The sequence below is a fragment of the Paenibacillus sp. MMS20-IR301 genome, assembly GCF_032302195.1.
Taxonomy (GTDB): Bacteria; Bacillota; Bacilli; order Paenibacillales; family Paenibacillaceae; genus Paenibacillus_AQ.
On record NZ_CP135275.1, the window covers coordinates 6,028,730 to 6,053,654 of the forward strand.

26 protein-coding genes are annotated in these 24,925 nt (G+C 53.0%); 18 read left to right on the forward strand and 8 right to left on the reverse strand.

The window, feature by feature from the left end; all coding sequences use genetic code 11:
• Nucleotides 1-74 precede the first annotated feature (74 nt).
• Together LOS79_RS25860 and LOS79_RS25865 are read right to left on the reverse strand one after the other, a co-directional pair.
• A complete protein-coding gene (locus LOS79_RS25860) occupies nucleotides 75-1,367 on the reverse strand; it encodes a sensor histidine kinase (protein WP_315413431.1) in 1,293 nt (430 codons plus the stop codon).
• A complete protein-coding gene (locus LOS79_RS25865; protein WP_315413432.1) occupies nucleotides 1,367-2,044 on the reverse strand; it encodes a response regulator transcription factor in 678 nt (225 codons plus the stop codon). Before LOS79_RS25865 ends, LOS79_RS25860 begins: the two co-directional genes overlap by 1 nt.
• Before the next feature lie 277 nt (nucleotides 2,045-2,321).
• On the opposite strand from LOS79_RS25865, the gene LOS79_RS25870 reads away from it, so the two are divergent.
• Genes LOS79_RS25870 through LOS79_RS25880 form a run of 3 tightly spaced genes read left to right on the forward strand, consistent with a single transcriptional unit; the run spans nucleotide 2,322 to nucleotide 6,018 of the window.
• Nucleotides 2,322-3,065 (forward strand): polyphosphate polymerase domain-containing protein, encoded by a 744-nt coding sequence (locus LOS79_RS25870; RefSeq protein WP_315413433.1) that lies wholly within the window; start codon nucleotides 2,322-2,324, stop codon nucleotides 3,063-3,065.
• On the forward strand, nucleotides 3,058-3,741 hold the full coding sequence (locus LOS79_RS25875; protein WP_315413434.1) for a DUF4956 domain-containing protein: 684 nt from the start codon (nucleotides 3,058-3,060) through the stop codon (nucleotides 3,739-3,741). The genes LOS79_RS25870 and LOS79_RS25875 overlap by 8 nt, the downstream gene beginning before the upstream one ends.
• A gap of 27 nt (nucleotides 3,742-3,768) precedes the next feature.
• Nucleotides 3,769-6,018, forward strand: coding sequence for a carbohydrate-binding domain-containing protein (locus tag LOS79_RS25880; protein WP_315413436.1), 2,250 nt, complete (start codon nucleotides 3,769-3,771; stop codon nucleotides 6,016-6,018).
• Nucleotides 6,019-6,101: 83 nt separating this feature from the next.
• Here LOS79_RS25880 and LOS79_RS25885 read toward each other — a convergent pair whose 3' ends face one another.
• Entirely contained in the window at nucleotides 6,102-7,016 is a 915-nt protein-coding gene (locus LOS79_RS25885) for a phosphatidate cytidylyltransferase (RefSeq protein ID WP_315413438.1), read from the reverse strand.
• A 119-nt stretch (nucleotides 7,017-7,135) separates the two neighbouring features.
• Here LOS79_RS25885 and LOS79_RS25890 point away from each other — a divergent pair, with 119 nt between their 5' ends.
• From LOS79_RS25890 to LOS79_RS25900, 3 genes are all read left to right on the forward strand, one after another.
• Complete coding sequence (locus LOS79_RS25890; RefSeq protein WP_315413439.1) at nucleotides 7,136-7,681, forward strand: hypothetical protein; 546 nt, start codon at nucleotides 7,136-7,138, stop codon at nucleotides 7,679-7,681.
• A gap of 105 nt (nucleotides 7,682-7,786) precedes the next feature.
• Entirely contained in the window at nucleotides 7,787-8,263 is a 477-nt protein-coding gene (locus LOS79_RS25895) for a DinB family protein (protein WP_315422458.1), read from the forward strand.
• Between the two features lie 246 nt (nucleotides 8,264-8,509).
• Nucleotides 8,510-9,385, forward strand: coding sequence for a phosphotransferase family protein (locus tag LOS79_RS25900; protein WP_315413440.1), 876 nt, complete (start codon nucleotides 8,510-8,512; stop codon nucleotides 9,383-9,385).
• A 39-nt stretch (nucleotides 9,386-9,424) separates the two neighbouring features.
• Here the strand turns inward: LOS79_RS25900 and LOS79_RS25905 are convergent, their stop codons facing one another.
• From LOS79_RS25905 to LOS79_RS25915, 3 genes are all read right to left on the reverse strand, one after another.
• Nucleotides 9,425-10,300 (reverse strand): diacylglycerol/lipid kinase family protein, encoded by an 876-nt coding sequence (locus LOS79_RS25905; RefSeq protein ID WP_315413442.1) that lies wholly within the window; start codon nucleotides 10,298-10,300, stop codon nucleotides 9,425-9,427.
• A 45-nt stretch (nucleotides 10,301-10,345) separates the two neighbouring features.
• Complete coding sequence (locus LOS79_RS25910; RefSeq protein WP_315413444.1) at nucleotides 10,346-11,302, reverse strand: catalase family peroxidase; 957 nt, start codon at nucleotides 11,300-11,302, stop codon at nucleotides 10,346-10,348.
• A 71-nt stretch (nucleotides 11,303-11,373) separates the two neighbouring features.
• A complete protein-coding gene (locus tag LOS79_RS25915) occupies nucleotides 11,374-11,649 on the reverse strand; it encodes a GNAT family N-acetyltransferase (protein WP_315413446.1) in 276 nt (91 codons plus the stop codon).
• 127 nt (nucleotides 11,650-11,776) lie between these two features.
• Here LOS79_RS25915 and LOS79_RS25920 point away from each other — a divergent pair, with 127 nt between their 5' ends.
• The 3 genes from LOS79_RS25920 to LOS79_RS25930 all read left to right on the forward strand — a co-directional run bounded on the left by LOS79_RS25920 (nucleotide 11,777) and on the right by LOS79_RS25930 (nucleotide 14,273).
• Entirely contained in the window at nucleotides 11,777-12,118 is a 342-nt protein-coding gene (locus LOS79_RS25920; RefSeq protein WP_315413448.1) for a zinc ribbon domain-containing protein YjdM, read from the forward strand.
• 304 nt (nucleotides 12,119-12,422) lie between these two features.
• Nucleotides 12,423-13,220: an alpha/beta fold hydrolase gene (locus LOS79_RS25925; RefSeq protein WP_315413450.1), complete on the forward strand. Its 798-nt coding sequence runs from the start codon at nucleotides 12,423-12,425 to the stop codon at nucleotides 13,218-13,220.
• A gap of 39 nt (nucleotides 13,221-13,259) precedes the next feature.
• Entirely contained in the window at nucleotides 13,260-14,273 is a 1,014-nt protein-coding gene (locus LOS79_RS25930) for a sensor domain-containing diguanylate cyclase (RefSeq protein ID WP_315413452.1), read from the forward strand.
• A 21-nt stretch (nucleotides 14,274-14,294) separates the two neighbouring features.
• Here the strand turns inward: LOS79_RS25930 and LOS79_RS25935 are convergent, their stop codons facing one another.
• Nucleotides 14,295-15,338 carry a C40 family peptidase gene (locus tag LOS79_RS25935; RefSeq protein WP_315413454.1) on the reverse strand — a complete coding sequence of 348 codons (1,044 nt, stop codon included), beginning with the start codon at nucleotides 15,336-15,338 and terminating at the stop codon, nucleotides 14,295-14,297.
• Between the two features lie 180 nt (nucleotides 15,339-15,518).
• On the opposite strand from LOS79_RS25935, the gene LOS79_RS25940 reads away from it, so the two are divergent.
• From LOS79_RS25940 to LOS79_RS25950, 3 genes are all read left to right on the forward strand, one after another.
• Nucleotides 15,519-16,190, forward strand: a complete 672-nt coding sequence (locus LOS79_RS25940; RefSeq protein WP_315413455.1) for a TetR/AcrR family transcriptional regulator — start codon at nucleotides 15,519-15,521, stop codon at nucleotides 16,188-16,190.
• A 66-nt stretch (nucleotides 16,191-16,256) separates the two neighbouring features.
• On the forward strand, nucleotides 16,257-17,183 hold the full coding sequence (locus LOS79_RS25945; protein WP_315413457.1) for an ABC transporter ATP-binding protein: 927 nt from the start codon (nucleotides 16,257-16,259) through the stop codon (nucleotides 17,181-17,183).
• A complete protein-coding gene (locus tag LOS79_RS25950) occupies nucleotides 17,180-17,929 on the forward strand; it encodes an ABC transporter permease (RefSeq protein ID WP_315413459.1) in 750 nt (249 codons plus the stop codon). The genes LOS79_RS25945 and LOS79_RS25950 overlap by 4 nt, the downstream gene beginning before the upstream one ends.
• 31 nt (nucleotides 17,930-17,960) lie before the next feature.
• Here LOS79_RS25950 and LOS79_RS25955 read toward each other — a convergent pair whose 3' ends face one another.
• The gene (locus tag LOS79_RS25955; protein WP_315413460.1) at nucleotides 17,961-18,395 is read right to left on the reverse strand and encodes a MarR family winged helix-turn-helix transcriptional regulator; all 435 of its coding nucleotides are present in this window, start codon (nucleotides 18,393-18,395) and stop codon (nucleotides 17,961-17,963) included.
• Between the two features lie 130 nt (nucleotides 18,396-18,525).
• Between LOS79_RS25955 and LOS79_RS25960 the strand changes: the two genes are divergently transcribed.
• From LOS79_RS25960 to LOS79_RS25985, 6 genes are all read left to right on the forward strand, one after another.
• Nucleotides 18,526-19,110 carry an NAD(P)H-dependent oxidoreductase gene (locus tag LOS79_RS25960; RefSeq protein ID WP_315413461.1) on the forward strand — a complete coding sequence of 195 codons (585 nt, stop codon included), beginning with the start codon at nucleotides 18,526-18,528 and terminating at the stop codon, nucleotides 19,108-19,110.
• 144 nt (nucleotides 19,111-19,254) lie between these two features.
• Nucleotides 19,255-20,109, forward strand: a complete 855-nt coding sequence (locus tag LOS79_RS25965) for an SDR family oxidoreductase (RefSeq protein WP_315413463.1) — start codon at nucleotides 19,255-19,257, stop codon at nucleotides 20,107-20,109.
• Between the two features lie 702 nt (nucleotides 20,110-20,811).
• A complete protein-coding gene (locus LOS79_RS25970) occupies nucleotides 20,812-21,912 on the forward strand; it encodes an iron-siderophore ABC transporter substrate-binding protein (protein ID WP_315413464.1) in 1,101 nt (366 codons plus the stop codon).
• Nucleotides 21,905-22,945 carry a FecCD family ABC transporter permease gene (locus LOS79_RS25975; protein WP_315413465.1) on the forward strand — a complete coding sequence of 347 codons (1,041 nt, stop codon included), beginning with the start codon at nucleotides 21,905-21,907 and terminating at the stop codon, nucleotides 22,943-22,945. Before LOS79_RS25970 ends, LOS79_RS25975 begins: the two co-directional genes overlap by 8 nt.
• A complete protein-coding gene (locus LOS79_RS25980) occupies nucleotides 22,942-23,973 on the forward strand; it encodes a FecCD family ABC transporter permease (protein WP_315413466.1) in 1,032 nt (343 codons plus the stop codon). Before LOS79_RS25975 ends, LOS79_RS25980 begins: the two co-directional genes overlap by 4 nt.
• Nucleotides 23,973-24,785 carry an ABC transporter ATP-binding protein gene (locus LOS79_RS25985; RefSeq protein WP_315413467.1) on the forward strand — a complete coding sequence of 271 codons (813 nt, stop codon included), beginning with the start codon at nucleotides 23,973-23,975 and terminating at the stop codon, nucleotides 24,783-24,785. Before LOS79_RS25980 ends, LOS79_RS25985 begins: the two co-directional genes overlap by 1 nt.
• The last annotated feature ends 140 nt before the right edge of the window (nucleotides 24,786-24,925 follow it).

Consider the following 24,925-nt stretch of genomic DNA (forward strand, 5'->3'; position numbering starts at 1 on the left):
GAGTAAGCACGCACCTTTCCTCAAATTATCAGTCATACCCTAACGTTATCATATTCATTAGCGGGTTGTCCCCCTCAAGGCAGCTGTACATAGAACGTGGCAGACTCCCCGGCCGCACTCTTCGCGTAAATCTTTCCTTTATGCTGGTCCACAATCGATTTTGCAATCGCGAGACCGAGACCGTAGCCGCCCTGCTTGCGGGCTCTTGAGGTGTCCGTGCGGTAGAAGCGGTCAAAGATCCGCGTCAGATGCTCGGCGGCGATGCCTTCCCCGGTGTTTGAGACGGAGAGGAGGACGTCGCTGTTTTGCTTTTGGAGCGCAATGGTTACCGCACCCTTGGGATTTGTGTATTTCACGGCATTGTCGAGCAGAATCATGACCACCTGCTTGATCTGCTCGCTGTTGCCCGTTACGGTCAGGCCGGGTTCGATGTTGTAGTCGAAGGCGATGTTTTTCTCGAATATTACGGCCTCCATAGTCAAAATAATATTCTCCACCGCATCGCTCATGTTGAATTTGCTGTGAACCATCCCGGTCCGGGAATCATCCATCTCCGTCAGATAGAGCAGATCATTGGTCAGCCGGGTCATCCGCCGGGTCTCCGACTTGATATACTGCAGCCACTTCGCCTGGTTATGAATCGTATCGTCACTGTTGGAGAGCAGTACATCCGCGTTGGTGTTGATGATGGTCAGCGGTGTCTTCAGCTCATGGGAGGCATCGGCGATGAACTGCTTCTGCTTCTCAAAAGCCTCCCGGACCGGCGCAATGGAGCGGTTCGCGAAGAAACGGCTGGTGAAGTACAGAATAATCAGCATCAGCAGCCCGACCGCAGTGAAGGTGTAGATCAGGTTGGTGAGGATTTTTTGCTGGGCGGTGATGTCCAGGAAGACGACAATCTTCTCGCTGCTGTTATGCTTAATCATGTAGATCCAGCGGCTGTCATCCAGGGTGAATCTTCCGGTATCCTTGCCGTTGTCCAGCGCCTTCGCCAGCGCGGCTGTATAGAATTCATCATCCATCGTGAATTTGGATTCCTTGTCCGTCAGATTCCCTTCCGCATCCGCGATGACCGTGAAGGAAATGGAACGTTCCGGAGGCTGGCTGCCGTCCAGCGGCCCTTTATCTTGGGGAATCCCGCCGCTAGCACCGCCGATACCGCCGCCACCCTCGCCCCCGCCGCCAGGCCGGCCCGCATCACCCGGTCCTTTTTGCTGATAGTCAGCGATCCGGTGCAGGTCCATATTAATGTCATTCTGCACATTCACATACATGATGATATAGATGGAGGCGAAGGCAATCAGCATCATGACAGAAATGGTAACCAGATTGACAATCAGGAAGCGGTTTCTGAGTTTGTTGAACATCAGGAGCTCACCTCTAACACGTACCCGACGCCCCGGATTGTGCTGATCCGCACCCCGGAGTTAAGGAAGGTAAGCTTTTTCCGCAAAAAAGAGATATAGACCTCCACGTTATTATGCTCCGCTTCGGAATCGAAGCCCCACAGCTTCTCGATAATCTGCTCCTTCGAGGTTACAGCCTGCTTCCGCAGGATCAGCAGCTCCAGGAGCTCGGTCTCCTTAAGGTTCAGCTTCATCTCCTTGCCCTTGACCGTCAGCTTCGGATTCGCCGTATTCAGCTCGATATCACCGAACTTCAGGGCATCGTCAGGAATCACTTCCCCTTTACGCCGCAGGGCAGCCCGGATTCTCGCCAGCAGCTCCTCCGAGGCAAACGGCTTGGCGATGTAGTCATCAGCCCCGTAATCCAGCCCCGTTACCATGTCGGTAATCTCGCCCTTGGCCGTCAGCATAATGACCGGTGTGGAGATCCCTTCCTTCCGCAGCGTTTTCAGTACGGTAATTCCGTCCATCTCCGGCATCATGATATCGAGCAGCAGCAGATCATAGATACCGCTCTGTGCAAAGTCCAGTCCCGATCTGCCGTCATGCACCGCATCTACGGAATAATTATGCTTTTTCAATATTTGCGTTAAGGCCTCGGCCAGATGCTGCTCGTCTTCTACAATTAATATTCTCATGGGATTATCCATCCTCTACATAAGTAATGTGCTTGTGGCTTACGCCATTATATCAAGATTACCTTTAATCAACCTTAACTATATGCGGCCTTTCCGGCCCTATTATAGAAGGCATTCATGAATTGTTATCGCTGTGTAAAAAAGTTAAGGCAGTGTAAATCCATTTAAGATTCATTAAAGGTTCGGGGGCTAAGATACATTCATAAGCAAGCGGGACATACATGACATAGCAGATAAATGCAGCATCCAATACATTCCCTGAAAGGATCTGAACCCCATGGCGATCGAAGTCTTCAACCGTTACGAGAACAAATATTTGTTCGACACCGAGTCCTACCACAAACTCTATAATGAGCTGCTGGAATATATGGAGCCTGATGAGTACAACAAACAGCATGAGTACTATTCCATCACTAACCTGTATTATGACACACCGCATGATTCCCTGATCCGCAGCAGCCTGGCCAAGCCGAAATACAAGGAGAAGCTCCGGATCAGAGCCTACGGCGTTCCTAACGGTGACACCAAGGTTTACCTGGAGATTAAGAAAAAAGTATTCGGCCTGGTCAACAAAAGAAGAACCTCGCTCAAGCTGAATGAAGCCTATGATTTCGTCGCAAGCGGCCTTGAGCCGGAATTCAAAAGCTATATGAACAAGCAGGTCATCGAGGAGATCAAGTACTTATTAACCCGTTATGATCTGCAGCCGAAGCTGTACCTGTCTTACGACCGCAAAGCGATGTTCTGCAAAAATAACCGCGATCTGCGCATCACCTTTGATACGAATATCCGCTGCCGGCGGTACGATCTGAAGATGGAGCACGGCATATACGGTGAGGAGCTGCTGGAGCCGGGCCAATGGCTGATGGAAGTGAAGGCCGAGAAGACGATTCCGGTCTGGCTGGCCAAAAAGCTCTCCGAGCATCAGATGTACCGCACCAGCTTCTCCAAATACGGCAATGAATATAAAAAAATGCTGAAGAACAGCAAAGCAGAAAGAGAGAGTGTCCTATATGCTTGATTCCATTTTTTCCGCAGCCCTGACCACTACGGAGCTAACATTCACTAATGCTATTTTAACCATATTGATCTCCATTGCCCTTGGCGGACTCATCAGCTACACCTACATGAAGACGAGCCCGGCCGGATATTCACAGAGCTTCGTACTGACGATGGTCCTGCTGCCCGTAATTGTCGCCATCATCATTCTGCTCATCGGCAGTAACGTTGCCCGGGCGTTCAGCCTTGCCGGCGCCTTCTCCATCATCCGGTTCAGAAGCGCCCCCGGCGATCCGAAGGATATCACCTTTGTATTGTTCACTATGGCCTCCGGTCTTGCCTGCGGGGTAGGGTCCTTCGGTTACGCGGTACTGTTCACCCTGGTACTCTGCATCCTGATGGTCGTGCTTAACCGTACAGGCTTTGGCCTCAAGAAGTCGCAGCAAAAAACACTGAAAGTAACCATCCCCGAGAATCTGGGCTATGAGGAGGCTTTCGCGGAAGTCTTCAATAAATTTGGCGTTGCTTATGAGCTTAAGAAGATCAGAACGACTGAACTCGGCAGCCTGTATGAGCTGGTCTATGCCGTAACGATTAATGAACAAGTAAGCCAGAAGGATTTCCTAGACGCTATCCGTACACGCAACGGGAACCTTGATCTCTCACTGACCATGGCTCCGGCCATGAATGAATATTAATTTAAGACCGGAAGGGAACGATGACATATGAAAAACTTATTACTGGGAAGCAAAATCGGACTCGTTCTGTTATGCGCCGCCGTGATGTCGGCCTGCAGTACCAATGCGGCCACAAATACAGCAAGTAACACGGCGGTAACAGCGGTCACGGCCGGCCAGAGCAGCACCTCTGCCTCTGTGCAGCTGGCAAGTGTGAAGCTTACGGATCTTATGAGCTTTGATGAAGAGGATACGGCCACAGCCTGGTCGGAGGCGGATTCGACAGCAATTACATTGTCGGGTACCAGCGCTGCGGTTGATGGTTCAGGCGCAGCGGCTGCGGACGGTACGGTAACCATTACGGAGGCAGGCACTTATGTCCTCAGCGGCACGCTCAGCGATGGACAGGTAATCGTTGATGAGCAGGTAAAAGGAACCGTGCATCTGGTCCTGAACGGTGCACAGCTGAGTAACAGCGACAGCGCTCCTGTCTATATCAAGGAAGCGGGTAAGGTTGTCATCACTCTGCAGGAAGGTACAGAGAACAGTGTGACTGACGGAGCGGATTATGTATTTGCAGATGCAGCTACGGATGAGCCTAGCGCAGCGGTCTTCAGCAAAGCGGATCTGACCATCAACGGCACCGGCAAGCTCACGGTAACGGGCAATTACAATGACGGCATCACCAGCAAGGATGATCTGAAAATTATGTCCGGCACGATTGAAGTGAAGGCTGCGGATGATGGCATCGTCGGTAAAGACCTGATCGCAGTACAGGACGGTACAATTACGATTACGGCTGAGGGTGACGGCATTAAGTCAACCAATGACAAGGATGCGGATAAGGGCTTCATTGCAATTGCGGCAGGAACCTTCGACATTACGGCCGGCAATGACGGGATTCAGGCTGAGACCGCAGCTGTGATCGACGGCGGGACCTATACCATGGTAACTGGCGGCGGGAATGTGAATGCGGAAGTGAAGACGGGCGATCAAGGCGGCATGGGTATGGGCGGCGGCTTCGGCCAGCGGCCGGATGCCGGAACCTTCCCTGAACAGGGAGAAGCGGGAGGCACTCCGCCTGCGATGGATGCAGCGCCAGCTGCTGCAGATCAGACCGCAGCTGCAGCGGCAGACACTGCCACCACTACGGATACGGCTGCAACAGAAACTGAATCCACAAGCGCCAAAGGACTGAAAGCAGGCGGTGACCTCACCATAAACGGCGGAACCTTCACCATTGATGCTGCGGATGATGCGCTGCACAGTAACAGCAGTGTATCCATAACGGACGGGCAATTCGAGATGGCTACAGGCGATGATGGAATCCATGCCGATGCCCTGACCTCCATATCCGGCGGAACAATCAATATTACTAAGAGCTATGAAGGCATTGAAGGAGCGGATATTACGATATCCGGCGGTGAGATCCACGTTGTGGCCTCTGACGACGGTGTCAATGTCGCCGGCGGTAATGACAGTAATGCGAATGCCGGCGGAACCCAAGGACAGGATCAGTTCACCAGCACAGGCAGCAATATGCTGACGATCAGCGGCGGCTACCTGAGCGTAGATGCGGCAGGCGACGGTCTTGATTCCAACGGATCCGTTACGATGACCGGCGGGACGGCAATCGTTAACGGCCCTGAGAATTCCGGCAACGGAGCGCTGGATTATGACGGAACCTTCAACATGACGGGCGGATATTTGGTAGCAGCAGGCGCATCCGGTATGGCCCAGGCTCCTGGGGAAGACTCCGGCCAGTATTCGGTAAGCATGCTCTTCTCAGACACACAGCAGGCTGGAACGATGGTTCATCTGGAGGACGCAGACGGAAATAATATTCTGACCTTCACTCCATCGAAGAGCTTCCAGTCGGTCGTTGTTAGCTCTCCTGAACTCAAAGACGGTTCGTACACCATCTATACCGGAGGCTCTTCTGCCGGAACAGCCAAAGACGGATTGTATACGGACGGCGAATACAGCGGAGGCACTAAGTATGTTACCTTCGACATCACCGGCAGTGTGACCTGGGTCAATGAATCGGGAGTAACCACAGGCGGAAGCAGCATGGGCGGTCCTGGCGGCGGAGGCGGCGGATTCGGCGGAGGCCGGGGTAACCGCGGTCAAGGCGGCGGCGGAACACCGCCGGCAGATGCCGGCACGACAAGACCAGCGGATGCAGGCACCACGAAGCCGGCAGACGCAGGCACTACGAAGCCAGCCGATGCAGGTACAACCAAGCCGGCGGATGCGGGCACTACAGCTCCTGACGGCGCAGGCACAAGCACAAACTAAGACGGATAATGAAACAGAGACGACCCGGATTAACGGATCGTCTCTGTTTTTGCGTTCAGGAACATGGGCAGTCCAGCCTGCTCCTACATGAAGTCGAAGAAATAGCGGATCACATGAAAGAACACGGGTGCAGTATAGGTAAGGCTATCGATCCGGCTGAGGTAGCTTTTCTTAAGCGCGGCGAATTTATCATCATCACCGATCAGCAAATCACGCTTCAGCACAGATACAGTCAGGCTGCCGAAGAAGCCGCTGAGGCTGATCAGCATGCCGGAGAGATAACCGAAGGATGGATTCAGCGGCGTGAGGTAAGGATAGATCAGATAGGATACCGCTGTAGTTACAACGAATGCGCAGGCGAAGCCTTCCCAGGTTAAGTAGGGGTTTGAGGTAGTGACAATTTTGTGTTTGCCGAAATAGATCGAGGCCAGATAGTGAATGGCATCATTCAGCTGGGTCAGCACGACCAGGAAGAGGACCAGTCCGGCCCCGTACTGCGGCGTAGCGAACTGGAAGTATGCCAGATGGCTCAGCCCGAAGACCATCAGCATCAGTCCCCACTGGGTAGCGCTGACACTGCGCAGGAAGCCGAGCGTTCCCTTGTTGATCAGCCTTGGCAGCGGGAGCAGCAGGAACACATAGACCGGAATGAAGACGATGAACATCCCGTACCACTCGATATAGACCCAGTAGAATTGCAGGGGAATAGACAGGTATGCCCACAGGAACAGCCTGCGGTCCGCTTTCCGGGTCCGGATCATCGAGAAATACTCCTTCAGGGCAAAGAAGCTCAGCACCATCAGCGACAGCAGGGAGACAACAGCGCCGGACACGGTAGCCAGGCAGAAGATGAACAGCATGCCCCACCAGGTTTTGATCCGGAAGCCGATACCGGTATAATCCTTGTCCTTCTGCAGTCGGCTGACTACAATATACAATAAATGAATAACAGATAACGCTGCAAAAATCAGAATAAACGTATGTAGCGAACGGTCCATCAGGAATCACCAACTTATCTCGGGGTAGAATTCTATTACAGGAATTTTATGTTAGAATAAACGGAGTGTCCAGCTTATTATGAAGTAAATCAACTGACTTGATAAGGGGAAAATTGCAAATGTCAGCAGAACACTCCGTCTATATCCTGCTCACCAATACAGGCACCCTCTTCACAAGGCTGATTCAGGGCTATACCAAGGCTCCGTATAACCATGCCTCTATCTCGTTCAACCGGGAGCTGTCGGAGCTGTACAGCTTCGGGCGAAAGCATCCGGCTAATCCGCTGAACGGCGGGTTCGTGCGGGAGGATATCCATACCGGCACCTACAGTAAATATCCCGGTACCACCTGTGTCATTTATGAGCTGAAGGTTACGGTCCGTGAGGTGGAGAAAATGAAGCGGGTGCTGCAGGTCTTCATCCGCAGCCGCCAGAAGTATCTCTACAATATCCTCGGCGTCATCGGCATTGCGCTGAAAGAGCCGGTGGAATTCAGCAATTCTTATTTCTGCTCGCAGTTTGTTGCTGAGATTCTGGAGCGTTCGGGCATCAGGCTATGGAACAAGCTTCCGGCGCTTGTTACACCGGATGACTTCCGCCAAAGTGAACGCCTGCAGCTTATATATTACGGCAAGTTAAGTGACTACACCCCTTCGGAGAAATAAGAATTGCATCCCGGCCGGGGCGGAGAACTTTATCTTTAGAAGAATTTTACCTGATTTATAATGCCCGGATTATGATATTTTCAGCAGGAGAGGAGAGTGGGAAGTATGGTTCATGCCAAGGATGTGCTGGCTAATCAGCTGCTGGCAAACGCGAATGATCCCAGCTGGCATCTTCCGTTCCTGCAGGCCGTAGAATCGGTTACGGAGGAGGAGGCTTTCTGGAAACCGGGAGCGGGACTGAGCAGCATTGCTGAGCTTACTCAGCACTTGCTCTACTGGAATAAGACCTGGCAGACCAGGTACCGTGCGGGGCAGGTCGATGCCGTGCCCCCAATCGGCGATAATAACCGCAGCTTTGAGCTTCCTGCCGGTATCGCCTTCAGTGATCTGCGTGCGGAGCTGCTGCAGACGTTATTGCAATGGCAATCCCTGCTGGAGGTGCAGGCGCTGGAGCAGCAAGTGAACGGCTTCCCGGAGCCGGCTGCGTGGTGGGAGATCGTCAGCAACGCGGCTACGCATAATGCCTATCATATCGGACAGATGGTGCTGCTGCACAAGCTGTACCGTTCGGAGCGGAGTTAAGGAAGCAGTTAAGCCTGACGTCCTATGTTTCTGCCGCAATCATGAATTATCATAAACTGCAGTTAGTGTCGAAGGGGTGTTCAGGAAGCCGTGTCATGGCTTCCTGAACACCCCTCTTTGCCCTGGAAGGGGGTAGAGATAGGAGCAGAGAACTACTTGTGCAAAAAGCCTTGTTCCAAGATAAACAGGAGTATGTGCTATGCTTGGAATAGGGTCGAAAGAAGGGAAAAGAGAGGGATTTCAATCATGATTGCTAATATCATCAGAGCGCTGGAAATAAGATATGGCTGCTGCCTGGAACGGCTTACAGGAGGATATACGAATATCACCTACCTTATGACAGGAACGGAGCCGCAGCTTGTGGCGAAAGTATCCAATCTGTCCAATGAGGATACGCTCAATGAGATTAATGTGATGAAGCTGCTGCAAGGCAGCTGCGATACACCGGTAGTGCATGATGTATCCTTGCTGGAAGGGATGCGGGTCATAGTGATGGACTGTATGCGGGGCGTGAATGCACAGTCTGTACTGGATGCGGGAGATTGGACAAGGGCAGACTGGATCTACCGCAATATGGGTCAGCTGCTGGCTGCCCAGATTCATTCACGGCCGTATGTGCAGCAGGCATCAGGAATACGGGTCAGCAACAGGCCCGGGCTTGCGCCAATGATCAGGAAGTTAGAGTTCGTACCGGAATCTCTGGGCAGGCAATCAGTCCAGCTTCTTTCTGCTGCCGGAGACCCGGAGCAGCCCTGGGTTCTGACGCATGGCGATTACGGGGTACATAATCTGCTCTACGAGCCGGAGTCTGCGCTGCATGTACTGGATTGGGAATGGGCGGAATGGGGGAATCCGCTCAATGATGTGGCCTGGGTCTGCTGGTTCACGAAGCTGCACTATCCCGTACGGGCGGCAGAGCTGAATGCAGCATTCATGGAAGGCTACCTGTCAGTTCATCCGCTGTCCTTCTCACCGCAGCAGCTAAAGGCAGCCAGCCTCTATAAGGTATGGAATGTGCTGCACCGGCTGCGGATTGCTCCCAAAGAGGTGCAGCGTGAATGGGTGCGGCGGCTGGAATGGACGCTGCATGAGGATTTCACCGAGCTGCATGGTGTAATGTAAATACGGTCCGGGGAATAAGCAGGCCAGCGCCTGCACAGATCACTGTTCCGGAACAACAACCTCGATATGACGCGGAATTGTACTTAATGTGATTGGCAGCGGAGGCCCTTCTTCACCGTCGACATTGGTTTTCACCGGATCGGCAGAGCTAACGGAGACCTGTCTGGCAGTGAAATAAATAACATCCTTATGATTCCGCAGATTGCCGAGTAAGAGCGAAATGCTGACGGTTACACTGTTCAGCAGATGGAGATCTTTAATGATGAAGCAGTGGAGCAGCCCGTCGTCAACGGCGGCGCCCGGTGCCAGCTTCTCGAATCCGCCTACCGAGTTCGTAAGCGCGGCGAGAAAAAGCGGGGAGGAGCCTTCCCAGGTCTCCCCGTCATACGTGATGCGCAGCGGATGAACATGGTTGCCGGTCAGCTCCTTGATTCCCTCCTTCAGGTAAGCGAGGAAACCGAGCCGCGTCTTGTCCTCGGAGGTAACTGAAGAGAGTGAGCCGGCCAGTGAACCGGCAGCTACTACATTGACAAACAGCCGGTCATTCAGCCGGCCCATATCGACACGCTGCACACGGGAGGAAGACAGCGTACGGACAGCATCCGCAGGGTTCAGCGGAATCTGCAGGGCCCGGGCGAAATCGTTGACCGTTCCCATTGGTACAACCGCAAGCTTCGGCCGGCACTCCTGATCGGCGAGGCCGTTCATGGTCTCGTGCAGGGTGCCGTCCCCGCCGACGGCAACTACCAGGTCATAGCCTTCCCGGCAAGCCAGCCGGCAGAAGGCTGTAGCATCGCCTTCGGCAGCCGTCTCCCGGGTGGTAACCTGATAGCCCGCACTATGCAGGGCTGTTTCTGCTGCCTCTATATAATCCCGCGCTTCGGCTCTGCCGGACGAGGGGTTCATGATAATCATAGCCTGCCGCATACAATGCTCCTCTCAGTATAGCTGGATTACTATCTATCTGCCTTCACTCCGCCGGTGATAGGATTCAGCGTATGCTGCGCTGCGGAAGCTCAGAATCGGGTCGTCGGATAGCAGGATCCCCGGCGCAACTGCCGCAGGGTCCATGACCAGCTCCGGCGGCTGCGGAATAATCTCCGAAATATGCAGCCGCCCGAGATCGATTCTCTGCCGGTCCTCCGGCCAGGTGCGGGTCGGATCATCGGTCGGATCCCCTTCTTCACCGAGGACAGCCGCCAGCTGGAAGATGGCCGCCTCATCCTTGAACCGCAGCTCCAGCTCATCCTCCAGATAGTTATCCGGCTGCTGTGCCGCAGCCTCAGCCGATAACGTGCGCACTCCCGTTTCAGGCACCCACTCGAACTTCACCGGACGGACCCTTCCTGCCGAATCCTCCAGAAGATAGACATGAATGCAGTAATAATGGCTCTCGGCGTAGCTTGCGGGCGGCTTCAGCTGCTTCACGGCGAGCAGGCTGGACTTGCTTTCGCTGAAATGGGTCATAATCTCCTTGATCATCCCGAGCGTTCCGAGGGTGCCTGCCTGCGCGCGGTGTAATGTGCGGATAATATCCAGAAAGGATTCAGGCGTGCGGGCAAAAAACACAGGGACCGTCGCCCCAACCAGATTGGTCACTCCGCCGCCAGGCAGCTGGAACTGGACGGCCATTCCTTTGGCCGGAGAGAGAAGGTCGGCAAGTGCCGGGTCGGTGGAGCTGCCGGAGAACCGGACCACGGCGTTCACCTGCTGCTCCTGCAGATGGGCAGCAGTGGTGAGCCCCGCGCCCAGGCCGCTCGGCCGGAAGAAACCCCGGCAACAGATTCCCTTCGCATGGGCACGGCGGTAGCCGGGGTGGACGCCGGACAGGTCTTCAATGGCATCTATAGTTTCGTCCGCAAGTTCTGAGTACTCAGCACTTGCTGTGGAAGGCTGGCCCGGATCGGATGGCTTCATGCCTGCACTCACTCCTTATAGGATATTCTGTACCGGACAGGCTACATTACCATTATTACCACTGCCGCTTTTTACTTAAACTGCTTCTCGTAGATATCTACTTCATTATTGTGGTTATCGATGGCGCTTCTGACCCGGACACAGCCATTCTGCGTCCAGAAGGCTGCACCGGCAGTATTCTCCAGCTGAACAGCCAGCCGGACTGCGGCCAGGCCCTGCTGTATGAACATTCTTACCAGCTCATGAAAGGCAGCCGTACCAATACCCCGGCGGTTATACTGCTGGTGAATGACCAGGAGACCGATCCAGGGGAGATGCTCCGGTTTAAAATAATCATGGATAACCACCAGCTTTATAATTAAATGATAATCTAATTAGATATTAATTTAATTATCGCCCGTTATCAAGCTATATGTTAAAATTAAGCAGGATCATCCCCAAATTAGTGCGAAGCAGAAATGGAGACATGAACTAATGAATGAATTGCCGAATTGCCCGCAGTGCAGCTCCCCGTACACTTATGAGGACGGAGCGCTTCTGGTCTGCCCGGAGTGCGGACATGAGTGGTCCCTGGACTCAGAACAGGGAAGCAGTGAGGAGCAGAAGGTAGTTAAGGATTCAAACGGCAATATTCTGGCCGATGGTGATACTGTGACCGTAATTAAAGACCTGAAGGTTAAGGGCAGCTCGTCCGTTCTGAAGATAGGGACCAAGGTGAAGAATATCCGGCTGGTAGAAGGCGATCATGATATCGACTGCAAAATCGACGGGTTCGGCGCAATGAAGCTGAAGTCGGAATTCGTCCGCAAGGCATAGAACAAATATAGGACCGGAAATAGCCGCCTGCTGGCAGCTGCTTCCGGTCCTATTGATTATCCGGCGCTGTCAGGAGCAGAAAGAAAAGCACAGGGCAGCCTCTGCTTTTTTCGGATGCATCTGAACATTCAATACGCTGGCACCGATATAACAAATAATGAGCAGTATTTTATAGAATATGAAGCAGCATTCATCAGGAATTTTGCCGGGGAACAACCGGAGAAATCACATAATACTTGCTTGATCTTTGCTGGTCTGCACCTCAGAATGGAAGAATCGTGATGAATAAAGGGAGCAGTTGAAGATGAATAATGTGCTTGCAAGAAACAAGGTAAGAATAATTGGAAAAGGGGAGCAGACCCTCGTATTTGCCCATGGATTCGGATGTGACCAGAGCATGTGGCAATATATTACCCCGGCCTTTGAGAACAACTACCGGCTGGTGCTGTTTGATTATGTCGGCTCAGGCAATTCGGATTTGTCGGCTTACAGCAAAGAGAAGTACGGTGACTTTGGCGGATACGTGCAGGATGCACTCGATGTGATGGAAGCGCTGCAGCTAAGGGATGTCATCTTTATCGGCCACTCCGTCAGCTCAATGATTGGAATGCATGCAGCGATTGAACGGCCGGAATTATTCGCCAAATTGATTATGATCGGGCCTTCCGCGTGTTACCTGAATGACAGCGAGGGCTATAACGGCGGATTTGAGCGGAGTGATGTGGCTGAGCTGCTGGAAATGATGGAGATGAACTTTGCCGGCTGGGCAAGCTTTATGGCACCGCTGGCGATGAAAAATCCGGAGCTTCCGGAGCTGACGAAGGATCTGGAGCGCACCTTTATTGCGGGGGATCCTGTGATCGCGAGAGAGTTCGCAGAGGTTACCTTCCTGTCGGACCACCGGGCAGAGCTGTCCAAATCGACATTGCCCACTCTTATTATGCAGTGCTCGGATGACAGCATTGTTCCGCTTGAAGCAGGAGAATATCTGCATAAACACTTAAGCAACAGCACCTTCCGCCAGCTGGAGGCCAAGGGCCATTATCCCCATATCAGTCACCCGGAAGAGACAATTACGCTGATTAGAGAATTTCTGCAATAGATTTGCCGCAATTGCGCACTATGGAGAGGGTACGGGATTATGGATAAAAGACTGGAATATGCTCCGTGCGGGTATGTTGCTATAACGCATGAAGGTATGATTACGGAGATGAATCAGACCTTCCTGGACAGTATGGGCTATGAGCGGGAGGACCTGGCAGGCAAACATCTGGAATCGCTGATGTCAAAAGCCAACCGGCTTGTGTTTCACTCCTATTTCTATCCGAATATCAATCTGAACGGGCATGTGGATGAGCTGTTTCTCAGCTTGAAGGATCATAACGGACAGTCCATCCCTTACATTCTTAACGGCAGGCGTTATGAGAATGAGGGGATTGAGATCATTGATTGTGTTCTGGTGCAGATGGCCAAGCGCATGGATTATGAGCAAGAGTTGCGGTCTGCCAAGAAGCAGATTGAAGAGGCATACTGGGAGAAGGATCAGGCGCTCGCGAAGCTGAAGCAGCTGCATACCGAGATTGAGCAGAAGCAGAGTGAACTGCTGGAGCTGAATGCCATACTGGTGGAGCTGTCCACTACAGACAAGCTTACAGGGCTGCGGAACAGAAGGTACTTCCAGGAGGTGCTGACGGAGCATATCAAGCGTTCTGATGAGTCGGGAGAGCCGTTCTCCCTGCTGATTCTTGATATTGATCACTTCAAGAGGGTGAATGATACCCTTGGCCATCCTATGGGAGACCATGTTCTGGAGCAGATGGGCAGCCTGCTGAGCTATCATTCCCGGGAGCAGGATATAGCCGCAAGGTATGGCGGGGAAGAGTTCGTTCTCCTCCTCCCCGGCATTAACGCCCCGGAATCTATAATGATTGCCGAGAATATACGTCATGAGATTGAACATGCAGTTTGGGATACCGAAATTATACGGGTTATGGGCGGGATTACAGCAAGCCTGGGCGTTGCTACCTTTACCGGGGCGGACCCGGAACCGGAAGCAAGCCTTCTGCATAAGGCTGACCAGGCGCTTTACGCTTCCAAAGAGCAGGGCCGCAACCGGGTTACGCATAGTATGGATTCCAGCGCACTGTCTTTGTAAGGAAGTGGAGCCTGACTACAGTTAGAGGATTCTGCGTGCGGTAACAAAGCGTTTCTTCCACTGGCTGCTGAAATCTTCCATGTGAACACCCTGCTCCTTGGAGTAGGTGTGCAGCAGCCGGTTGTTACCGGCATAGATAGCCACATGTCCGATATCAAGGCCCCGGGCGGTGAAGAACAGCAGATCTCCTGTACGCAGCTCATCCAGACTGATCTCCCGGCCCTCCAGTGCCTGATCATAAGAAACACGGGGAAGATCTACCGAAAGGGTATCCCCGAATACACGTTTCACAAAAGAGGAGCAGTCGAACGTATCGGTCTGGTCCGGTGAAGCGCCGAATTCATAGGGAGTGTTCAGATATTTCTTCCCGTAAGTGATCAGGGCCTCGCCCTGCTTCTGCAGAAGTGAATTACTTCTGTAATCGGTATATTTCGGCTTCGCAGAAACATACCCCGTTAGATGATCTTCAGTCTGTACTTCCAGCCAGAGGGCTCCGGCCTCACGGAGCACATGAACCTTGCTGCCTGCGGGCAGCAGCTTCTGGTTGGCAGTTTCGCTGTCTGAGTCCGGTAAGCTCCGCAGATTCACCCCCCAGGTCACTGAGGTCTCATGGGCTGCTGCCGAAGAGATGATGACAGATCCCGCTGCGGATTGCCAAGTTACCGTACTGCCCAGAGCTTCGCTGACGAAGCGCAGCGGAACCATGCTGTAGCCCTGCGACAACTGCCCGGGTACAGGCAGGTCCAGGGTTCGTTCATTCAACCGGGCTATAGCAGAGCCTATGGTATAAGTCAGCGTTGTACTGCCTTTAACGGCGGTTAAAGTCTTGCTCGTATTGTTCCAGGTAAGTGAAGCCCCCTGGGCTTCAAACAGGTCTCTGACAGGAACCAGCACGGTTCCGCTGATGTTAAGCGGCGGTGCTTCAGGCTGGAGCTGCTGCCCGTCCAGATAAATGGATATCGGCTTAGAACCCTGCTCTGGTTGCGGGGCTGCTTCTGCTTGGACTGAAGAGGATAACAAGGCCAGTCCGAGCAGGGACAGAAGCGCGATTCTGCTCGTTGTCATGTACTCATCACCTTATGGATAGATTTGATTCCATAGATTGGACGCAGGAGGGGAGAAATGGTTTTGTGCCAATTATTGGCATATTGCAGCGGCAGGCTGACTGCCGCTTAGGCTGCACTTGACTTCTGCTCCTGTTCATCATAAAATCTAACCAGTTAGTTATAAATGGAGGCGGCTAATATGGCAACAGCAGACAGCAAACGGGGTACTAAAATTTATGATGCCGCCCGGACCCGGGGAATCATCCTTGATGCTGCCGAGAGGATATTTGCCGGGCTGGGTTATTCGGCGGCACGGATTGATGTGATAGCGAAGGAGTCCGGATACAATAAGAGTCTAATCTATCAGTATTTTGGCGACAAACTGGGCCTGTATACAGAGGTGGTCAAACGTGCAGACCAGATCGGGGAGCAGATTACAGGTACGTTCATTACCGAATTATTGAAGAACGAGTTGCTTGTAACAGATGCTGCGGCGTTTAAGAGCTTTTTGAGAGCTATGACCCGTGAAATGGTATCCTTTCTGTTATCACATCCGAGCTACCTGAAGATTCTGTTCTGGGAAGCGGCTGAAGACTGGAAGACATGGAATCAGATTACGTACCGCCCGGATGACGGTACACAGTTCTATGATTTGGCCATAGCAGCCAAGCAGAGCGGGATTCTCCGGCAGGATCTGGACCCCCGGCTGTTTCCCATTCTGATTATGAACGTAACTACAGCTACACTGCAGTCCGCTGCAAGGTATGAGCATATACTCGGCGAGCGGGATTCGCCGCAGCTGAAGGAGCAGCTGATTGAACAGATAGCGCAATTTATCATCCATGGCGTAATGGAACCGTCTTTGCTGTAAGGCGGTTGTTTTTTGGATCAAATATAAACAACTAGTTAGTTTTAAAAAAGAACAGGAGTGATTGGCATGACCGCAATGATTCAGACTCAAGGATTAACCAAGCATTTTGGCAGTAATCACGCCGTAAACGGATTATCCCTGGAGGTGAGCCAAGGGGAAATCTACGGGTTCCTGGGGCTGAACGGAGCAGGCAAAACGACGACAATCCGTATGCTGCTGGGCATGATCCGGCCGGATTCCGGGTCCTCTTATATATCCGGGCAGCGGGTCGATGCAGGCAGTCATAAGCTGTGGTCCAGTGTGGGCTATATGGTGGAGACGCCGTACTCCTATCCGGAGCTTACCGTCCGCGAGAATCTGGAGATGATCCGCAGGCTGCGGGGCATTGCGGACCGCAAGGCGGTTGACAGCATTATCGGCCGGCTGCAGCTTACCGCGTACCGCGACCGCAAGGCCGGGACGCTCTCGCTGGGGAACGGGCAGCGGCTTGGTCTGGCCAAGGCTATGCTTCATCATCCGAAGGTGCTGATTCTGGATGAACCGACGAACGGTCTTGATCCGGCCGGAATTGTTGAGGTGCGGGAGCTGCTCCGCGGGCTGGCGCTTAATCACGGAGTAACGGTCTTCATATCGAGTCATATTCTCGGGGAGATCTCCAGACTGACAACACGGATTGGTATTGTGCATCAGGGCCGGCTGCTGCAGGAGACGGATGTCAGTAATCTGCAGCATCTGCTCCGCAAACAGCTGCTTGTAGAGACCCGTGAACCGGCAAAGTCGCGGGACAGGCTGATTCAGGCAGGCTTTAAAGTGAGGGTATCGGGGAATGGGACAATGCTGCTGCGGGATGAACAGGCTATAACGCATCCGGACCACATCTCCAAGCTGCTGGCATACGCCAATATGCCGCCTACCATGATTCGGGTGGAGGAAGAGGATTTGGAGGCTTATTTTCTTAGAATGATTGAAGCTGAAGGAGGAGTGGCAAAATGAAGCAATTCCAATCGGCTCTGTGGGTAGAGACCTTGAAGCTCCGGCGCTCCAGGCTATTCTGGATTTCACTGGCGACCAGTGTGCTGCTGCCTGTAATGATCGGTCTTGTATTCTCCGGGTGGCTTGGCTCCCAGGACAGCTTCGAGGGTGAAATCAATCTGACCGGTTATCTGAAGGAGCTCGGTATTATATTGTCCATGGGCGGACTTATCGGATTCGGGTTTGTATTCAGCTGGATCTTCGGCCGTGAATATTCCGACCGCACTGTCAAAGATATGCTGGCCTTACCGCTGTCCCGGTACGGAACCGCTGCTGCCAAATTGATTGTAGCTGCTGCCTTGTGTGCAGTGCTGGCACTCATAATGTTCCTAACCGGCTGCATGACAGCATGGCTTGTCCGGCTGGACGGCTGGAGCCTGGGAAATATCACATCCGGCTTCGGCAACTACGCACTGATTAGCCTTATGGTGATCTGCCTGAGCGTTCCAGTAGCTTGGATGGCCAGTACCGGGCGCGGGTATCTGCCTCCTCTGGGTTTCGTCCTGCTTACCATCGTGGCTGCCCAGTTTGGCGGAGCCCTGGGAATCGTGGAATATATTCCGTGGGCCATTCCCGGACTGCGCAGCGGCGCTTCCGGAGAGGAGCAGACCCATTTACAGATGCTGAGCCTGGTGCTTCCTTATCTTACCGGAGGAATTGGCCTTATAGGTACTCTCGCCTGGTGGCGGTACGCCGACCAGACATAACTGCCCAAGCAACACCGGCTGCAAGCTGGCCTTAATAGAATACTTTCTGCTGCAAGAGATCGAGCGCCCGCTCGATTTCTTTGCGTTCTTCGGGGGTTACTGCCTGAATACGCTGCTCAAACCGGACGGAAATCCGGGCGAAGGCCTCATTCATCATCGCCCCGCCGGCAGGCGAGAGCGTGATGCCTTGTCTGCGGCGGTCCTCCGGATCGGCAACACGCGCACAAAGCCCTTTTTCGCCCAGCTTCTTCAGTTCACGGCTTGTATTGGGCATCGACATCTGCATGCACTCGCTGATTTCGCTGAGCGTGACCGGCTGGCTGACAGCAATGTATTCGAGGATCTTATATTGCAGCGGCGTTAAAGCCTCTGATTTCACATCTTTGGTTATATCATTCGTTATTTGGTGGACGGCAGCACTGAAGGCCACGAATTTCTGAAACAGCTGGTTGTTGTCCTTGTCCATAAGATCACCTCAGAAGACAACATAGCAAAATAATTATCAAATAACAATTATCATTTGACAACTAAATCGCAGCTGTGGTACCTTTTGGATAAAATATAACTTATCAAATGATAAGTAAAGGGGCACGCTAATGAAAACACTTGTTATCTATACACATCCGAATCACAACAGTCTCAGTTATGCATTCCTGCAGGAGGTGCTGCGCGGCAGCAAAGAGAATCCGCAGGTTACCGAAGTCAAGGTGCTTGATTTGTATGAGGCCGGTTTCGATCCGGTGCTGGTATTCAATGAGGATAAGCGCAGACGGGATATGCACCGTGATCCGCAGCTTGCGGAGTACCGGGAACAATTGCTGTGGGCTGACCAGGTGGTGCTTGTCTATCCGATCTGGTGGGGGCGGCCGCCGGCCATGCTGCTGGGGTATATCGACCGGATGTTCGCCTCCGGCTTCGCTTACCGGGATAAGGGCGGCCTGCTCCCGGAGGGGCTGCTCAAGGGCAAACGTGTTGTCTGCATCTCCAGCATGAAGGGCCCCGCCCATTATCCGCTGCTCTGGCTCAATAATTCACATAAGGTATTGATGCGAAAGGCCTTATTCAATTATGTAGGCATCCGCAGGGTGAAGTTCTTTGAATTCGGCAGCATGGAGAGCCCGAAAGGCAAGCATAATCGGAAGCTGGAACAGATTTACCGGTATTTCAAGAACGTAGGCTGACACAGGGCCCAGTAGCATCATTAACAATCCATTTGACATTTGATCAACTTGTAACTACAATAGTTACAGGAACAGATTGCTTTTGTATCAACAAGAATAAACAGCTGAAGTTCAAATACAAGCAACCCAAATGGAGGAATGGATATGAAGATTGCATTAACAGGCGCAACCGGACAATTTGGCTCTATCGTAGCAGAGGTATTACTGAAGACTGTACCGGCCGGGAACCTCGTAGCCAGTGTCAGACAGCCGGAGAAGGCAGCAGAGCTGCAGGCCCGCGGCGTGGATGTCCGTCATGGCGATTTCGATCAGCCGGAGACACTGGATGCGGCTTTTGCCGGAGTGGACCGCCTGCTGATTGTCTCAGCCGACGGCGACAATGAGACAAGAGTCCGCCAGCACAAGGCGGCTGTAGATGCAGCTGTCCGGGCCGGAGTAGGCTACATTGTCTATACCAGCGTCGCTGACGCAGAGAACAGCTCCCTGTTCCTGGCACCCGTACACCGGGCGACAGAAGAATTCATCCGCGAGTCCGGTATCCCTTATGCCTTCCTGCGCAATAACTGGTACCTGGAGAATGAAGCAGGCTCCATTCAGGCGGTTAAAGCTGGCGCACCTTGGCTGACCTCGGCCGGCGAAGGCAAGGTAGGCTGGGCTACCCGCCGTGATTATGCGGAAGCGGCTGCCGTAGTTCTTGCCGGCGACGGTAAGGATAGCGTCATCTACGAATTGTCCGGCACACCGGCTACCCAGGCAGAGCTCGCGGCCGTTACCGGCGGAGTGCTTGGCCAGGAAGTAGCTGTACAGCAGGTTGACGATGCAGCTTATGCGAGTATTATGGCTGGTGCAGGCGTCCCGGAAGCCGCATTGCCGATTGTAGTTGCCATTCAGGGCGCGATCCGTGACGGCGCGCTCGATATTAAGAGCGATGATCTGCAGAAGCTGCTGAACCGTCCGCTTACACCGCTTAGCGAAGGCGTCAGCCAGCTGCTGGGCTGATTAATAGCCCATCTGCCATCACATGAAAGCCGCAAGCCGCCCCCGAAGGGAACGGCTTGCGGCTTTTTGATTGTTGGGGAAAATATAGTATCTGAGTCAACATCCCCACAATGTGGGGCACTTCGGGTCCAAACAAGAGCCCGATTTGACCCTTACGGACACCACAGCCCTTGATGGCTCCATATCGGCCAATTTGGATGATTAAACGGACATCACAGCCTTTAAAAGACACGTTTCATGTGCTAGCTCTGCTTATCCGCCTAAATAACGGCGCTGGTGTCCGCAAGGACCGGCACTGTGGCGCTTTTCCACAGCTTAACGCCTCTCCTGTCCGTTATACTAAGCGATTAACTTAAATTAGCGTTGTGTCTCCCGAATCCGCATGTCGGCGCCCGGAATTAGGTGGATCTCCTCCACTTGCTCATGAACGGATCTGTTCATCGCAGACAGCTAGTGGAAAAAAGACATTTAATACAAGAGCTATCAGCCAGAATAACCCTTTGTCCGCGGCAGAAATCCAACCTAAATAAGGGGAAATCCAATTTTTACATTGACAACCTAGCCAGTCACCTTTATATTTATCGATAATGATTCTCATTATCGTATAATGTTGCAGAATCTTGAATTTGGATGCGGGGTCGTCAGCCAAGCTTGTCAGTACCAGGAACCACAAAATACACTAAACGATAAGGAAGGTATACAATGAATCCGACAAGAAAGTTCTCTTTAAAGACTTTGATAGCTCCATTTGTACTTACAATAGCGCTAGTAGGCTGCTCCTCTAATCAGGGGGCCAATTCTGCGGCTTCACCATCACCGGCAGCAACTGCTTCTCCGGCGGCTGAAGCGGCTGCTACAGAGGCACCGGCCGCCCAGGATTCGGCTGCTGCCTATCCGATCACCATTAAGCATGCCCTTGGTGAAGCTGTACTTGAGAGCAAGCCTGAACGTATCGTGACTATCCAATGGGCCAATCATGATGTCGCACTGGCTCTCGGCGTTGTTCCTGTAGGGTTCTCCGCAGCGAATTTTGGTGTTCAGGACGGAAGCGGACTTCTGCCTTGGACAGCAGAGAAGCTTAAGGAACTGGGCGCAACCGATCCGAATGTATTCCAGGATACAGACGGCCTTGATTTCGAAGCTATTTCCGATGCGAACCCGGATGTAATTCTGGCTGCCTATTCCGGGATTACACAGGAGGATTATGATACACTTACCCAAATCGCTCCGGTTGTAGCTTATCCGACGGCACCTTGGGCAACCACCTGGCGTGAGCAGGTCCTGCTGAACTCCGAAGGTATGGGGATGAAGGCGGAAGGCGAGCAGCTGATCAAGGATACCGAGGAAATGGTTAAAGACAAAGCGGGCAAATATCCGCAGATCAGCGGCAAAAAGGTAGTCTGGGTAAACTTCTCGGCTGAAGATTTGTCCAAGCTGCACATTTATACTCCTGTAGATTCCCGTGTCTCGTTCCTGTACGAGCTGGGTATGACCTATCCTGAAAGCATCACTTCACAGATTACCGATCCTACCAGCTACTCTCTGAGCTTAAGTGCTGAGAATGTTGAAGCCTTGTACGATGCTGACCTGATTGTCGGATACGGCAATGCGGAACTGCTCAAGACCCTGCAGGCTGACTCCCTGCTCGGCAAGATTCCGGCAATTGAAAGAGGTTCGGTAGCCTTCATCGACAGCGATACACCACTGGTAGCTGCGGGAACTCCTAATCCGCTGTCCATTGCGTACACTATTGATGAGTATCTGGCTTTGATCGGCGGAGCTATCGATAAAATAAATGAATAATTCAGCGGTTCCGGACGATACACGGCTAAAGCTGCATCTCCCCAAAAATTTCATACCCGTGCTTATCATCAGTCTGGTCCTGCTTGTCCTGTGCGTGATAGCCTCGCTCGTATTAGGAGCCCGTCATGTAGGATGGAAGGAGCTCATCGACGGCTTGTTTCATCCGGACATCGACAGCTACGGGGCCAATGTGGTCCGCAAGCGGATTTCCCGGACGGTATTCAGTCTGATGTGCGGAGGCGCCCTCGGAGTATCAGGGGCGCTGATGCAGGCAGTTACCCGTAACCCGATTGCTGACCCGAGCATTCTGGGGGTGAATACGGGAGCTTCCCTGTTCGTGGTTTGCGGCATTGCGTTCCTGAACATAAGTTCAGCAAGCCAGTACATATGGTTAGCTCTGGCCGGAGCTGCAATTACAGCAGTATTCGTATTCGGAATCGGCTCAATGGGGCGTGGCGGAGCCACGCCCATTAAGCTCGTTCTGGCAGGTGCGGCGATCAGTGCCGCCCTGTCTTCGCTGGTTACAGCGATTATGATTCCGCGCTCCTATGTGATGGACCAGTTCCGGTTCTGGCAGGTGGGAAGTGTAGGGGCGGGAACCTGGAGCGGCATTACCACCTTCATCCCGTTCCTGCTCGCCGGGATGCTGATTGCCTTCGTTACAGCGCCAGCCTTGAATGCGCTGGCGCTCGGAGATGATGTGGCTACCGGGCTGGGGGTAAAGACAGGAACGCTGCGGCTGATTGCAGCGCTTGCCGGAGTTCTGCTCTGCGGCGCAACTACAGCCCTGGCCGGTCCAATCGGCTTCATTGGCCTCCTGGCGACCCATGTTATCCGGCTTATCCTTGGTTCCGACCTGCGGTTCATTATTCCGATGTCTGCGGTAACCGGGGCGATTATTCTGACGATATCCGATGTCTGCGGCCGGCTCCTCAGCAATCCCGGAGAGCTTGAGGTCGGGGTGGTTACCGCCTTCGTCGGAGCTCCTATTCTAATCCTATTAGCGATGAGATCGAAAGTGCGTTCATTATGAGAAATGAAACCATTGAATTCATTAGTGCAGGCAGACGTCAAAGACAGCGCCGTGGAATGCTAGTTACCATCATTCTCGCAGTACTTGCCCTCATATTATGCTGTGCGATGCTTCTCCTCGGGAATACCATCTATCCGGTTAAGGATGTCATCCGGGCGCTTTCCGGAGAAGAGCTCAAGGGAGTCTCCTTTGCGGTCAATATTATCCGCCTGCCAAGAATGCTGGCCGGATTATTCGCCGGCTTCGCTTTCGGCCTGGCCGGATATACCTTCCAGACCATGCTGCGCAATCCCTTGGCCAATCCGAATGTAATCGGAATTACATCGGGATCAAGCGTGGCAGCGGTGTATTGTATCGTTATCCTTCATGCCAGCGGTGCGGTAGTTTCCGCAGCTTCTGTAATTGCTGGTCTGGCCACGGTGCTGCTGATCTATGTATTATCCCGAGGAAGAACCTTCTCCATCGGCCGGTTAATCCTGATCGGTATCGGTTTGCAGGCGATGCTGGATGCTGTAATCTCCTATCTGCTGCTGATCAGCTCGGAGAAGGATGTGCCTTCCGCGGTAAGGTGGCTTACAGGCAGCCTTAACGGCTCACAAATGCGCGAGCTGCCGCCGCTGGTCATCATCGTGCTGATCTGCTCGCCGGTTATTATCCTTCTGGGCAAACATCTGAGCATTCTGGAGCTTGGCGAGCAATCGGCTACCTCGCTGGGTGTAGGCACGGACCGGACCCGGATTGCGCTGATCGTCAGCTCCGTCTGCATGGTTGCTATAGCTACTGCAACTACGGGACCAATTGCCTTTGTATCCTTTCTGTCAGGGCCGATCGCCAAAAGACTGGCCGGAGCCGGCTCCTCAACCATCATCCCGGCCGGACTGGTCGGAGTGAATCTGGTGCTGGCGTCCGATCTGATCGGACAGTTTGCTTTTGAGTACAGATTCCCTGTAGGCATCATTACCGGATTACTCGGAGCGCCGTATCTGATCTTCCTGTTAATCCGCATGAATCGAAAGGGAGAGTTATAATGAAACCGACACATAATTTCAGCGCCGAACAGGTCGTTGCGGGCTATGAGAATAAAACGGTTATCCACGGTGTAGATCTGGTAATTCCGGATCATCAGATCAGCGTCATCATCGGCTCGAACGGCTGCGGCAAATCTACCCTGCTGAAAACGATGGCCAGACTGATCAAGCCTATATCCGGCCAGGTTACACTGGACGGTAAACCGGTCTCCAAAATCCCTGCCAAGCAATTGGCCCGGGTCATCGGCCTGCTGCCGCAGTCGCCCATTGTGCCGGAAGGCATCTCTGTAGCCGATTTGGTCGGACGGGGCAGATTCCCGCATCAGTCGCTGCTCGGCGGCTGGTCGAGGAAGGATTATGAGGCGGTCGCTGAAGCGATGGAGATTATGAATATTACGGAGTTCGCCAATCACAATATTGATGAGCTGTCCGGCGGCCAGCGGCAGCGTGTCTGGATAGCGATGGCGCTGGCCCAGCAGACCGATATTCTGTTCCTGGATGAACCGACCACTTTTCTGGATATCACCTATCAGGTGGAGATTCTGGATCTGCTCACCGACCTGAACCGCAAGCACGGCACCACCATTGTAATGGTGCTGCATGATATCAATCTGTCCGCACGGTATGCCGACCATATCTTTGCGCTGCAGGCGGGAAAGCTTGTTGCTGAGGGGACTCCGGCAGAGGTGATTACAAGCACGCTGGTCAAGGATATTTTCGGGCTGGCGTGTACGGTTATCGAAGACCCTGTCTCGGGTTCACCGCTGGTTGTACCAAGAGGCCGTTATCATGATAAGCATACGATGCAGTGAATGAAGGACCGGCGCACTAACGGCCAAGGTTCCGTCCCATATAAGGCTGTCCTCACCGATCTGCGGGGGACAGCCTTTTTTCGTAATAAAAGAGTTTATATGCCGGCCCTCTTGTAGCGCAGGTACTGTTCATTTATCAT